The following is a 14193-nucleotide window of genomic DNA, read 5'->3' as shown; positions in this document are numbered from 1 at the left end:
ATGGAATTTTTACACATTACTTCACCTGACGATTACAGAGTTCAGGAAATTTTCAACGCTTACTGCAAAACTTTTCCCGAAGACGAACGAAGAGATTGGGATAAATTGAAAACACTTTTTTCTAACCCGAAAGTGAAAATTATTTCTGTTTTACATGAGTCAAAAAATATTGGCTATCTGATTATCTGGGAATTAAGTCAATTTGTTTTTGTGGAACATTTTGAGGTTTTTGAAGAGTTCAGAAGTAAGAAATTGGGTTCTAATATTACAAATTACCTTTTTGAAAATTATCCACGAATTATCCTTGAAATCGAACACGGGCATTTAAGTGATGATGCCAAAAGGCGATATGCTTTTTATCAGAAAAACGGCTTTACATTAATTGATGAAATGTATGTACAACCCAGTTATGGTGAAGGAAAAAGGCCTTTAGACTTGTGGCTTTTAGCAAACTATTCTCCAGAAAATTTAAATGCAATTAAAGATGAAATTTATGATATTGTGTATCATTAAAATATAATTTTTTACTTTTATTTTCTGACAGTTAAAAAAAATAATTGCACATAGGTTGGATTTTTAAGGTTCTTTTTTATTCAATCTATTGACATAAACCGGAACCAATTCTTCAATTCTAAATAAAGCTGCAGTTAAATTTCTTGCTCTTACAAAAGTTCGGATTTGAGGATTACTCGAAAATGTAAACTCGATAAATTCTGAAATTCTTTCTTTTGGAATTCCTTTTTCTGTAAAATAGCTATCGTCTAACCTACTTTTCACCCAAGCAATATCTTCCTGCAAATCATCATATCGATATTGTCTTTTTTGTCTTCTCGCCTTCCCACTCACCAAATCGTAGACACCTTGAATGTTTAGCTGACCAAGCAAAATAGGAATCAATACTTCTTTTACTTCGGTAGGTTTTTCTCTCATTTTTCCAGTAGGTTGCGGAAGACCAACTGATTGCCTTACTTTTTCGCCATCAGATAAACCACCTGGACTTTTTTTAAAAACTTTTACCTCGCTGATTTCTTCCGGAAGCTTAGTAAGAATAACCAAAAGTGATGAGCTTACATCATCTGTAATTTTCTTGGTTGCCCGATCGTAACCTGCCTTTACAAATCTTAATTCATCATTTTTTGATGCTTCGATAGAAAATTCGCCTAGATAATTACTTTGTATCTTTTCATTTGTCGAGATATTGATTACTGTAACCGATGCAAGACTGACATTATCTTCATTCACAACTTTTCCGGTAATGATCTGTTTTTGTGAATAAAATATTTCAAACACCATAAAACAAAAAAGAAAAAGATACTTTTTTATCATTTGCTGATAATTTTATTTCTGAGTCTGTGGTGCGCGGTAAGAAGAAATTCTTGTTAAAACCATTCTTTGAAATCTCATTAAATCTGCATCGCTGCAAAAGCCGTATTTCAAAATATTTTTCCTTTCAAAACCTCCTGCAAAAACATAATAAATAAAGTTCTGAATTAATGATTTATCAATCTGCAAATCTGTAAAATATTTTTCTCCCAACGCATATGTAAGGTAATTCATGAAATCTACATCATCCCATTTATTTTTTACTTTTCCAACAGAAAAGCCCTGTCCTTTTGGCTGTACAAATTCACCCGCTCTTGCAGCTAAGATTCTAGGATCGGATTTTTGAGACATATAAACTGCAAGATCACTCTTCAATTTCTGTACTTTTCTTGGGGGATTCAAGTTTTTGGAATCTATTTTAAGATCTCCCGTTATATCTTTTTTTATTTCAACTTCTGCGATCAAAGCAGCACTTCTTGTCAGTGTAACATTGATTGGTGAAGTTATATTTTCTTTTGTTACCTTTCTGTTGGTTCTTTCATAACCGGTTTTCACAAAACGCAATTCATCTCCTGCCCTCCCGGAAATCATAAAATGTCCGTCACGATTTGTTGTTGCTCGTTCGTCTGTTCGAATATTGATTACTGTAACGTCCGGCATTTCTGTATTTTCCTCAGTTGTTATCTTTCCAAAAATATAATCTTGGGCATGAATATTAATGAAAAATATTAATGAAAATAAAAAGAATAGTTTAAGTCTCACTAGGTTATTTTTTATAAAGCAAAACTAAAACTATTTTTAAATATTACGGCAAGTTTAACCACAGTTAACGCGTTTTAGGATTTATTTTTGATTTTTGATTCTAAAACTGTTAAATAGGGATTAGAAATTGTTAAAATTTCACTTAAAATTTAGCTAACTTGCAGTCTCAATTCAACTCAAAAATGCAAAATTCTTACACAGTTATCAATGCTTCAGCGGGTTCGGGGAAAACTTACGCCCTCGTTCAAAGGCTTTTGATGATCTGTCTTCGTTATCCTAATCAGCAACAATCGATCAGGAATATTTTGGCATTAACGTTTACCAACAAAGCCGCCAACGAAATGAAAGAAAGAATTTTGACATGGCTGGGAAATTTTGCTTCCGAAAATTATTCTGAAAACGCAGATTTAAAAAATATTCAAAAGGCATTTGAGGAGGAAGGTCTGAAAATTACCATTGATGAGCTTCACCATCGTTCAAAAAAAATGCTGGACTATGTTCTTCACAATTATTCCACATTAAATATCGGGACAATCGACCGTTTTAATTCCCGATTGGTAAGAAGTTTTTCGTATGAATTGGGTCTAGCGAAAAATTTTAACTTAGAAATTGAAGCAGAGCCATTCTTGATTGAAGCTGTTGATAAAATGCTGGATCAAATCGGTGAAAATGAAGTAATTTCCAATTCCTTTATGGATTATGTTGATTACAGTCTGGAAAATAATGAGAGAATCAATTTAAATAAAAGCCTTTACGATTCGGCGAAAGAATTTGTGAAAGACATTCATTATGAACATCTTAAAAACAACAAAGATTTTGACAATACGAATTATGAAACCATCAAAAATTCGCTTCGAAAAGAAATTGTACTGAATAAGAAAAAAGCAGTTGAACTTGCGACAAAATCCATAGAATTATTTAAGTCAAAAAATATTGAAGTTGAAGATTTTGCACAGGGAAAAAATGGAATTGGAGGATTTTTCACTAAAGTTTTAGATTATTATAATCAAAAAAGAACAGGATTTCCTTTTCCTACGACTGCGGAAGAATCTGTATTAAATAATTATCGAAAAGGAGCATCAGCAAAATCAAAAAACAAAGAATCTGAAATTTTTGAAATTCTGGAACAATTGCTGGAAAACAGGATGCAGCTCATTTTTTTATACATTGAAGCTCAAAAAAATGAGAAAATCTTAGCAGCACTTTTGCCTTTAAAAGTAAATAAGGACATTCAGGATGAGCTGAAAAAGATCGAGGAAGAAAACGACTTGGTTTTATTATCCAAATTCAATATTTTAATTAATGAAAATCTACGAAATGAACCTTCTGCTTTTATTTATGAAAAAGTAGGATCTCAATTTCAGCATTATTTTTTCGATGAATTTCAGGATACTTCCGAGCTTCAGTGGCAGAATTTTGTTCCGTTGAGAGATCATTCTGTTTCTACTGAAAATACTTCTTTTACTTTAGTTGGTGATCCGAAACAGAGTATTTATCGTTTTCGTGGCGGTGAAAGTAAGCTAATGCTGGACATTATCAACAAAAAAGAATTTTCTCCAAAACAGGCTGATTTATTGGTTTTAAAAGACAACTGGCGAAGCGCAAAGAATATTGTTCAGTTTAATAATGAATTGTATAAATATCATTCGGAATATTTAACAGAAGAACATAAAAATATTTTCGGAACCGATGCCGAACAAAATCCGAAATCATCGATTGAAGGACGTGTAAAAGTGAATCTTATTGAAAACTTAACCAATGAAGATTTTTACAATGATACTTCCGAAAGGATGCAGAAAAATATTCAGGAAAGTCTGGATAATGGTTTTAAATTTTCCGACATCACGATTCTTTGCCGTGGAAATTTCGACATTTTCAGTTATTCACAAAAACTGGGAAATCTGAAAGTAAATTACAAAGGCGAAGAAACCAACATCAAAACGATTTCTGATAAAGGTCTTACCTTAGAATTATCAAACACACTGAAAGCTGTTATTGAGTTTCTAAAATGGGAAACCAATCCTAAGAACAAACCGAACCTGATCATGATGATGTATTATCTGAATAAATTGGGAAGAATCAATATGGCGGATTTTACGCTGGAGATGAAAGAAATTCTGGAAATTGAGACTCATGAAGAAATTTTTCAATTCATTCAGCAGAAATATGTGATTAAATTAAAGCAGGATAATTTTCCAAGATTTAATTTGTACAATTTTGTTGAATATTATATTAATGAATTTTCGGTTGAAAATAAAGAGACAGATTTTCTTTTGAACTTTTTGGAAATGCTTTTCAACTTCACGCAAAATGCGGGTGCGAGTACGAAAGAATTTTTGAAATATTGGGATGAAGAAGCATTGAAATATACAATCCAGGCTTCGGAAAATATTGATGCCATTCAAATCATGACGATTCACAAAGCGAAAGGTTTGGAATTTCCAATCGTTTTTATTCCTATGATGAATAAAAATCGTGATGCAGAATTTACGAATTGGTTTGAAACAAGCAATGAAAGCGCTTTGAAGTCAGTCAACATCAATCAGTTCAATAAAAATCTTGAAGTTTATGATGAAGAAATTGAAATTTTCAACAAAATAAATTCTTATAAAAATTTTGTAGACAGACTTTGTTTACAATATGTTGCAACAACGCGTTCCGTGGAACAGTTGTTTTTTTATATTCAAAAAGCCAATAAAACTTCGAATAATCTCGAATTATTGGAATTTCTTCAATCTAAAAACCCTCAAGGTCTGGATGAATTTGATTTGTATGAAGTGCAACCCGAAATGTTGAGAAAACATTCCAAAGATAAAACCTCATCATTCAAAACTCAGGATATCCGAAATCTGAAAAATATTAACGAAAACAATACTTCCATAAAAATTGCTACCCCTTCAAAAAACTATCAGGTGCGAAATGAAAAGGTGAGAATCGGTCTTTTCGTTCACGAACTATTATCGAAAATCAACACGAAAAAAGATATCGCGAAAGTCTTAGGAAGCTATGTTTTGGAAGGACAAATTACCACTGAAGAGCAAAACGAAATCAGGGAGTCTTTAGAAGATATTGTGGAAACCTATTCAGAATTTTTTGATGAAAAATGGGAAGTTATCAACGAAAAAGACATTATGATTTCTGAAAATGGAGAAAGTAGAATTTATCGTCCTGACCGTATTTTGAAAGGAAATGAAGGTTATATAATTGTTGATTTTAAAACTGGTGAAGAAACCGCAAAAAACGACCGACAGATTGAAAATTATAAACGTATTCTTGAAAGTTTGGGAAGAAAGGTTTTGAAAACACAGTTGATTTATTTGTAATATGCTTAACTTTATAAAGAAATATCATGTTTATTTTTGGATAATTTTGATTATTGGACTTTTAGTTTACGATAATTATTCAAAAAATTTATATTCGAAACTTTATAAAGCTGAAGGAATTTATACTGTAGGAGAAATCAAAGAAATTAAATCTTATGGAAGAGGAACAGGTTATAATTTCGTCTATGAATTTAGCATTAATCATAATGAATATGAAGCTAGAACTAATATCGAAAAACTTAGTATTAATGAAGCTCAAACCTATAAGAATAAAACTTTTTTAGTGATCTATTTAAAAAATAACATCCATATCAATAGAATATACGTTTCAATTCCTGTTTCAAAAAGCATGACTGAAATTCAATTAAAACAACTCATCGAAAGCAATATTGAATTTAAAAATAAAATTGATCAAGTACCTTCTTCTAGTTGGTTTTGGGAAAATTACCTATAAAAAAGTCTTGACGGCATCCTACAACATCGGATGTCTTTCAAACTCCTTATTTTCATCAAAAAGATAACGATATGTTGCCAATTTTCTGGTCACCGTAGTATCCAGATTCTCTGCAATTTTTATCATTTTAGGATTAAAATCTCCAATCCATTGCATCTCGGTTACTTTAAAATCGGTATGTTTTCTTAAATGCTGAGTACCTTCCCAAATCATATAGCCTTCAAGACCTTTCTTTTGCCATTCGGGAATGACACCGAAAACAAGTCCGACCATTTTTTCGTTTTTCTTAATTTTTTTAATCCAAAGAAATTTAATTTTTTCCCAGATTCCGAACTTTCCATTTAAATATTTAAACCATTGATTCGTATCAGGAATATTCATCCACATAGCAATCGGTTTTTCGTTCTCGTATACAAACCATGAAATATGTTCATTAATAATCGGTTTCATTATTTTAAACATTTTCAGAACCTTTGATTCTTCCATGCATTTTCCTTCACCGTGTGCAGCCCAAGCTTTATTATAAATTTCGGTAAAATCTTTGGCAAATTTTTCCAGCTTATCTTTCGTCATCGGTCTTGCGGAAATTTCTGGATTCTTACTATGTTTGGCATGCATTACAGTGAACACTCTCGAAACTTCAGCAAAAATTGGTCTGGAAAAGCAAAGTTGTTCAAAGTAAATTTTTAAACCATAATTCTCAAAAAGGTCTTTGTAATAAGGGAAATTATAATTCATCCCAAATAAAGGTTCAACAAAACCTTCAATTACCAGTCCCCAGAATTTATCTCGTTCTCCGAAATTAATTGGGCCGTCCATCGCTTCCATTCCTCTTTCCTGAAGCCAGTTTTTACAATGATTAAAAATAAAATTGGCAGTTTCCTGATCATTAATACAATCAAAAAAACCAAATCCCCCGGTTGGTTGGTTTTGTTGATAAGTTCCATTAATGAAAACCGCAACTTTTCCAACCGTTTCATTTTGTTTATTTTTAAATAAAAATCTGGTACATTCTCCACTTTTAAAGAACTTATTTTTTTGAGGATTAAAAATATCTTCAATATCGATATTTCTCGGTCTGATGTAGTTTTTGTCGTGCTGATAAAGTCTTGCGGAAAATTCTAAAAATTCCTTTTTCTGGGTTTCGTTTTGTACTTCTTCGACAATAATCATAGCGTAAAATGAAAGTGGGGGCGAAAGATAATGTTTTTCAACCAAATTAAATATGACGAACAGATTTTATCCGTATTTTTGTGCAAATTAAATAAAAATGGTTGATTTTACTGATAACGACGATGATATTTTCACTGGAAAAGAACATACGCCTATAAGGGAAGATGCTTTTGATAAATCGCCAGAAGAGAAGATTGAAAAAATTACGGAACTTTTTGGGGAAATCATGCAGACGTTGGGAATGGATATGACCGATGATTCATTGAAAGACTCTCCAAGACGTGTTGCGAAAATGTATGTAAACGAAATTTTCGGGGGACTTCTTCCTGAAAACAAACCGGGGATATCCACATTTTCAAACAAATACAAATACCGACAAATGTTGGTGGAAAAAGACATCACGGTATATTCTTTCTGTGAGCATCATTTTTTACCGATTATAGGAAGAGCACACGTTGCTTACATTTCGAACGGTGAAGTGATTGGTCTTTCAAAAATTAACAGAATTGTTGATTATTATGCTAAAAGACCGCAAGTTCAGGAAAGATTGACGATGCAGATTGTGGATGCTTTGAAAGAAGCCTTAGGAACAAAAGATGTAGCCTGTATCATCGATGCAAAACATCTTTGCGTAAATTGCAGAGGAATAAAAGATACGGCAAGTTCAACAATCACAGCGGAATTAAGTGGTATTTTCAGGACAAATCCTATTACAAGACAGGAATTCCTGCATTATGTGGGAAGTCACGCGAAGTTGGATTAATATTTTAAATAATTAATGGATTACCAGATTCTTAAAAATATTGTTGAAGAAGAACTTCTAAGATTTGAAGAAATTTATGAAGAAGATTGGTCGTATAAAATTTCCCCTGAAAAATGGTCGAAAAAAGAAATTTTAGGTCATCTTTGTGATAGTGCTTTTTCAAATATCAGAAGATTTGTAATTACTCAATATAAAGAAAACGAGAATATTGTTTATGATCAGAATTTTTGGGTAAAAGCTCAGAATTATCAGAATGTTCCGACTTCAGATATTATCAATCTTTGGAAGTTTCTCAATTTTCAGATTGTAAATATTGTTGAAAATATTCCGGATGAAGCTTTGCAAAGAACCTGTGATATGACAAAAACAGAACATCAGGTTTTCACACTAGAATTTATTATTAATGATTATATTAGTCATTTACAACATCACTTAAAAGCAATTTAGTAATGATAAAATTTAAAAAAGTTTCAGATAAAATTTTCGTAACCACAATTATTTGTTGTGGCTGCAAATGCTGTTATTAAAAGGTGAAAATCTTTTAATAATTAAAACTTTAAACTAAATTTTAAAATCATTAAATCAAAATAAAAAAATGCAATTAAAAATATACAACTCGCTTGCAGGAGAAAAAGAAATATTTAAACCAATTTTAGAAGGAAATGTAGGAATGTACGTTTGTGGACCTACAGTTTACAGCAATGTGCATTTGGGAAATGTAAGAACTTTCCTTTCTTTCGACTTCATTTACAGAAGTTTGATGCATTTAGGTTACAAGGTGAGATATGTAAGAAATATTACCGATGCGGGGCACCTTACCGACGACGGAGACGTGAATAACGACAGGTTCGTAAAGCAAACCCGTCTTGAAAAATTAGAACCCATGGAAATCGTACAAAAATATACGGTAGATTTTCATAAAGTCCTGGATATGTTCAATTTATTGCCACCGAATATCGAACCGACAGCAACAGGTCACATCGTTGAGCAAATTGAACTAACTCAAAAGTTAATTGAAAAAGGATTCGCTTACGAAAGCAATGGTTCTGTGTATTTTGACGTTTTGGAATACAACAGAAGAGGCTTGAATTATGGCGAACTTTCAAAAAGAAATATTGAAGAACTTTTTGCCAATACCCGTGATTTGGACGGGCAGGGTGAAAAGAAAAATCCACAGGATTTTGCATTGTGGAAAAAAGCGTCTCCGGCACACATTATGAGATGGAATTCGCCTTGGGGAGAAGGTTTTCCAGGATGGCATCTTGAATGTACTGCGATGAGCACGAAATATTTAGGTGAAACTTTTGACATTCACGGAGGCGGAATGGATTTGAAATTCCCCCATCACGAATGTGAAATCGCACAAGGAAAAGCTTGCAATGATACTTCTCCGGTAAATTACTGGATGCACGCTAATATGCTGACAATGAATTCTCAACGTATGAGTAAATCAACAGGAAATTACATTTTGCCAATGCAATTAACGACAGGTGAAAATGATTTCTTTGAAAAGCCCTTCCATCCGTCGATTGTACGCTTTTGCTTTTTACAGGCTCATTACAGAAGTGTTTTGGATATTTCGAACGATGCCATGCTGGCAAGTGAAAAAGGTTTCATTAGATTAATGGAAGCAATTAAAGTTTTAAATTCAATCACTCCAAATGATGGAAAGCAATCTGGTTTCAGTTTTGAAGAGTGGAAAAACAAAGCTTATGATGCTTTAACAGATGACTTCAATTCTCCGGTTTTGATTGCACATTTATTTGAAGCGGTAAAATATATTTTTGCTTTAAATGATGCTAAAGAAACGATTTCAACGAAAGATTTAGAGCAATTAAAATCTACTTTAAATGCTTTGGTTTTCGATGTTTTAGGACTTCAGGCCATTGAAGAGAACAACAATGAAAAATTAGATCAAACGTTACAGGTTTTAATTGAACTGAGAAATCAAGCAAGAAAATCTAAAAACTTTGAACTTTCGGATCAAATCCGTGATAAGCTCCTTGCAGAAGGAATTGAGCTGAAAGACGGAAGAGACGGAACGACTTACGTTTTGAATTAGAATTTTAAAAATATTTATACTAAACTCCTGCATTTTTTGTGGGAGTTTTTTTGTGTGGTCCTGTCATTCTAAACGGAGCAAAGCGGAGTGAAGAATCTACAAACTCTAAATAGATTCTTCCTTCGTCAGAATGATAAAAATACCTTTATTCACTGTAAAAATTAAACTTTGACGCCTTTGCTGAGTGAAACGCCTTTGCGAACTTAAAAACGAATAGTAGTCCAAAAAAATCTTTGCGTTTCTTTGCGCTTAAAATAGATTTTTAAAACTGAGTCTCAAGCTAAAAAAAATTACAATCCAATCCAAAAATTATGTAACTTAGTCATACTAAAATGATTAAAATCAAAATTTATATACTATGAAAAAACATTTATTCCCTTTATTTCTGCTTTTACTCGGAGCAAATGTAAATGCACAACAAGATTTTTTTGCATTGGTCGGAAAAGATACTCCGAATATCGTTTTCAATGATTTCCGTGCTTTAGATGCTACGAACGGAACTTCAGGAGAGAAGATTTTCACTTCAGATTCTTCGGCAAAAGTTTTTTCGCAAAACAGAAACGGTTCGGTATCTGAGGATAAAAATACGTACAACAATTCTCAGGCTGTGAATATGGCGACGCTGGCTTTCGATTCATTCAACAACAATTTGGTGTATATGCCAATGTTTTCGTCCAATATCTATGTTTTAAATGCGAAAACAAAAGAAATTACGTTGGTAGAAAATAATGTGGCAAGAGTGACTTCATGCGACATCAACTCCCATATTACAAGAATGACAACAGGCTACGACGGATATATTTATGCCATTAACAATTCCGGGACTCAGTTTTTACAGATCAGCAGAAAAGGAAATCAATACGTTGTAAACGATTTGGGAATTATTAAAGATGATGCTTCGAACGGAAAAAATTCTTTCACGATTATCGAAACTGGTTTTGGCGGCGATATGATTGCTGATGCAGACAATAATTTCTATGTTTTTTCAGCGGCAGGAAATGTTTTCAAAGTTTCAACGAAAGAATTAAAAGCAAAATTTATAGGAAAAATTTCGGGGATTCCAGAAAATTATTCAGTAAATGGATCTGCGGTCAATTCAAAAGGAAAAGTGGTGATTGCAAGTGCAAAAGGTTCTCCTTTGTATGAAGTTGATTTGAATACTTTACAGGCAAAACAGATTCCGGGTGAACAAAATCTTCACATCTATGATTTGGCGAGTAAATATTTCGCGAATGATAAAGCGATTTCAAATAACGTTTTTGCCAACTTAGATATTTATCCGACGAGAGTTGATGAAAAATTCATCAATGTAAATGTGAACGATAAATCAGTAAAAGGGAACATTAAAATGAATGTTTTTGACTTATCTGGTAAAAATGTAATGAAGGAAAATTTATCTGTAAAAGACGGTTCCTTGAATCAGCAGATTTATCTTAAAAACTTAGTGAGCGGAGCTTATTTGGTAAGTATTACCGACGAATCCGGAAAAATATTATTGAACAAGAAAATTTTAGTTACGGAATAATCTTTAACTTTGTTTAAAACTTAGAAACCTTTTCAAACTTTTGGGAAGGTTTTTTTAATGAATATTTGATATTCAATAAGTTTTGTTTTTCGAGATTATAATGTATTTTTATAAAAAAATATAAATGAAGCTATACTTTAATGTAGGATACAATGCAAAAGTAGGAGAATCTTTGCAGTTGATTATCAATGAAGAAGGAGCTATTCCGCAAAAGCATGTGATGTTTTATGCAGAAAACGGATTGTGGAAATCTGAGGTTGATTTTTTTTCAAAAACAATTTCATATCAATATCAATTGGTGGATGAAAAAGGAAATATTCTGAGAGAAGAATTTGTTCCGCATCATCTTAATTTTCCACACAACTATAAGGAATTTATCATCTTTGATGAATGGAATAATAAAAATTTTCCTGAAAATTATTTAAACAATAAAATTCTTTACAACAAGCTGAATACTTTTTCACCTGAGAAAATTTCAGTATTGAAAAAGCATACTCATTTATTCAGAATTGAAGCCCCGATTTATAATCCGAATTGGAAAATCGTTTTGTTCGGAAACACGGCTTCTCTAGGAAATTGGGATTATGAAAAAGCGATCCATTTATCTCAAACCGATTTTGGAATCTGGGAAACTTCGCTTGAAATTCCTGAGAACGAAATTATTCAGTACAAATATTGTCTTTACGATATCGAAAAGCAAAAAGTAATTGATGTTGAAACTGGCGAAAACAGATTTGCTTTACCGAACCTGTCGAAAGATGTTTTGCAAATTGTTTCGAATCACTATTTTAAATTTAAATTGTATCAGATGTATCACGATGCGGGAGTTGCCGTTCCGATTTTCTCTTTGAGAACGGAAGACGGCTTCGGAGTCGGAGAATTTTCTGATATGAAAAAATTGGCAGATTGGACCAAAGAAACCAATCTTGGAATCATTCAGATTTTGCCGATTAATGATACCACAGCAAATTATACTTGGACGGATTCTTACCCTTATGCCGCGGTTTCTGTTTACGCTTTGCATCCGCAATATATTTCTTTGGAAAATCTTGATTTTAAACTACCGAAAGATTTAGTTGAAGAATATCAAACTGAAAAATCTGAATTAAATTCATTAGAATTAATCGATTACGAAAAAATGATTTCCGGAAAATGGAAATATTTGAAAGCGGTTTTCAATGAAGATAAAGACAAGATTTATAAAGACAGAAATTTTAAAAAGTTTATAAAAGATAACGAAAGTTGGGTGCTTCCCTATTCCGCGTTTTGTGTGTTGAGAGATAAATACAAAACTCCGAATTTCAACGAATGGAAGACCCACAAAAAATATATCGCAGGTAAAATTGCTCCTTTTTTTACTGCAAAAAGTAAAGATTATGATGCTTCAATGCTTCATGCTTGGGTGCAGTATCAGCTTCATAAACAGTTGAAAGATGCAATCGACTATACGCATAGTTTAGGCATTTCTGTGAAAGGAGATTTACCGATCGGAATTTACAGATATTCCGTCGAAGCATGGACAGAACCCGAATTATTCGGAATGGATTTTCAGGCTGGCGCACCGCCAGATCAGTTTACGGAATTGGGGCAAAACTGGGAGTTTCCTACCTATAATTGGGAAGCGATGAAAGCCGACGATTACAAGTGGTGGAAAAACAGATTCAAAGCTTTGGAACAGTATTTTGATGCGATGAGAATCGACCACATTTTAGGATTTTTCAGAATCTGGAGAATGCCAATCTCTGCTACACAAGGGATTCTGGGATATTTTTATCCTGCCGTTCCGATTACTTTGGAAGAATTTAACGCTTGGCATATTCCGTTTAATTTTGACAGATATTGCAAACCGTTTATCAACGACCAGATTCTTTGGAAATATTTTGGTGAAAATAGTGGAAAAGCACTTGAATTTATCAACAATAATCATGACGGAACGTATTCATTTAAGGATGAATTTAATACTCAGCGAAAATTAGCAGATTTCTTCAAGAAAAATCCAAGAGGTTCAATAGAAGAACAATTAATTTCACTTTGCGCCAATGTTTTATTTTTAATTGAAGAAAGAAACGGGCAAATTGTTTATCATCCCAGATTTAATGTTTACAATACGGAATCTTATAAACATCTTTCGGATTGGGAAAAAAAGGCAATCTACGATTTGTATCACGATTATTTCTTCAAAAGGCAAGATGGACTTTGGTACGAAAAGGCAATGGAAAAACTTCCAATGATTTTGAATGCTACAGAAATGTTGATTTGTGGAGAAGATCTTGGTCTGGTTCCGGATTGTGTTCCTGTGGTGATGGATGAATTGGCAATTATTGCATTGAAAGTTCAAAGAATGCCATCAGATAATATTCCATTTTATAATCCGAAAAATGCGAGTTATCTGAATGTGGTGACAGCTTCTTCACACGACAGCTCGACTTTAAGACAATGGTGGAAAGAAGATCCGGCTTTGACGCAGAAATATTTTAATCAGCAATTGATTCAGTATGGAAAAGCACCTGATGAATTAGATGAAAATTTAGCCGAAATCATTATGAAGCAGCATCTTTATAATGATTCGATGTTGGCAATTTTCCCGATTCAGGAGTTTTTGGCAACAGATGAGACACTTAAAAATCCGAAAATGGATAACGAAAGAATCAATAATCCGGCGGTTTTCCCGCATTATTGGAGATATAGAATGCACCTGAATTTAGAGGATTTGAAAACGCAGACAAGTTTCAATCAAAAAATTGCAAACTGGGTAAAAGATAGCGGAAGATCATAAATTTAACATCTGATTATCAATTACTTAACAAC

At 32.7% G+C, this 14193-nt stretch carries 11 protein-coding genes; 8 read left to right on the top strand and 3 right to left on the bottom strand.

What is annotated here, in order from left to right:
- Positions 1-513, top strand: a complete 513-nt coding sequence (locus ACKX2A_RS14135; RefSeq protein WP_415325393.1) for a GNAT family N-acetyltransferase — start codon at positions 1-3, stop codon at positions 511-513.
- Between the two features lie 63 nt (positions 514-576).
- On the opposite strand, the gene ACKX2A_RS14130 is transcribed toward ACKX2A_RS14135, so the two are convergent.
- Positions 577-1326 (bottom strand): carboxypeptidase regulatory-like domain-containing protein, encoded by a 750-nt coding sequence (locus ACKX2A_RS14130; RefSeq protein ID WP_415325392.1) that lies wholly within the window; start codon positions 1324-1326, stop codon positions 577-579.
- A 12-nt stretch (positions 1327-1338) separates the two neighbouring features.
- Positions 1339-2085, bottom strand: a complete 747-nt coding sequence (locus ACKX2A_RS14125) for a carboxypeptidase-like regulatory domain-containing protein (protein WP_415325391.1) — start codon at positions 2083-2085, stop codon at positions 1339-1341.
- A 182-nt stretch (positions 2086-2267) separates the two neighbouring features.
- Here ACKX2A_RS14125 and ACKX2A_RS14120 point away from each other — a divergent pair, with 182 nt between their 5' ends.
- Complete coding sequence (locus ACKX2A_RS14120; protein ID WP_415325390.1) at positions 2268-5408, top strand: UvrD-helicase domain-containing protein; 3141 nt, start codon at positions 2268-2270, stop codon at positions 5406-5408.
- 46 nt (positions 5409-5454) lie between these two features.
- Positions 5455-5862 carry a hypothetical protein gene (locus ACKX2A_RS14115; RefSeq protein ID WP_415325389.1) on the top strand — a complete coding sequence of 136 codons (408 nt, stop codon included), beginning with the start codon at positions 5455-5457 and terminating at the stop codon, positions 5860-5862.
- An 18-nt stretch (positions 5863-5880) separates the two neighbouring features.
- Here the strand turns inward: ACKX2A_RS14115 and ACKX2A_RS14110 are convergent, their stop codons facing one another.
- Positions 5881-7035, bottom strand: coding sequence for a hypothetical protein (locus ACKX2A_RS14110; protein ID WP_415325388.1), 1155 nt, complete (start codon positions 7033-7035; stop codon positions 5881-5883).
- Positions 7036-7132: 97 nt separating this feature from the next.
- On the opposite strand from ACKX2A_RS14110, the gene folE reads away from it, so the two are divergent.
- From folE to ACKX2A_RS14085, 5 genes are all read left to right on the top strand, one after another.
- Positions 7133-7798, top strand: a complete 666-nt coding sequence (folE, locus tag ACKX2A_RS14105; protein WP_149248378.1) for a GTP cyclohydrolase I FolE — start codon at positions 7133-7135, stop codon at positions 7796-7798.
- Between the two features lie 15 nt (positions 7799-7813).
- Positions 7814-8245, top strand: a complete 432-nt coding sequence (locus ACKX2A_RS14100) for a DinB family protein (protein WP_415325387.1) — start codon at positions 7814-7816, stop codon at positions 8243-8245.
- A 148-nt stretch (positions 8246-8393) separates the two neighbouring features.
- The gene (gene cysS / locus ACKX2A_RS14095; protein WP_415325386.1) at positions 8394-9860 is read left to right on the top strand and encodes a cysteine--tRNA ligase; all 1467 of its coding nucleotides are present in this window, start codon (positions 8394-8396) and stop codon (positions 9858-9860) included.
- Between the two features lie 358 nt (positions 9861-10218).
- Positions 10219-11385, top strand: coding sequence for a T9SS type A sorting domain-containing protein (locus ACKX2A_RS14090; RefSeq protein WP_415325385.1), 1167 nt, complete (start codon positions 10219-10221; stop codon positions 11383-11385).
- A gap of 124 nt (positions 11386-11509) precedes the next feature.
- Positions 11510-14161 (top strand): 4-alpha-glucanotransferase, encoded by a 2652-nt coding sequence (locus ACKX2A_RS14085; RefSeq protein ID WP_415325384.1) that lies wholly within the window; start codon positions 11510-11512, stop codon positions 14159-14161.
- The last annotated feature ends 32 nt before the right edge of the window (positions 14162-14193 follow it).

Origin of the sequence: Chryseobacterium sp. MMS23-Vi53 (assembly GCF_047651245.1) — a bacterium.
In the GTDB taxonomy this organism is placed as follows: Bacteria; Bacteroidota; Bacteroidia; order Flavobacteriales; family Weeksellaceae; genus Chryseobacterium.
This window is presented reverse-complemented; position numbering and strand designations above follow the sequence as displayed.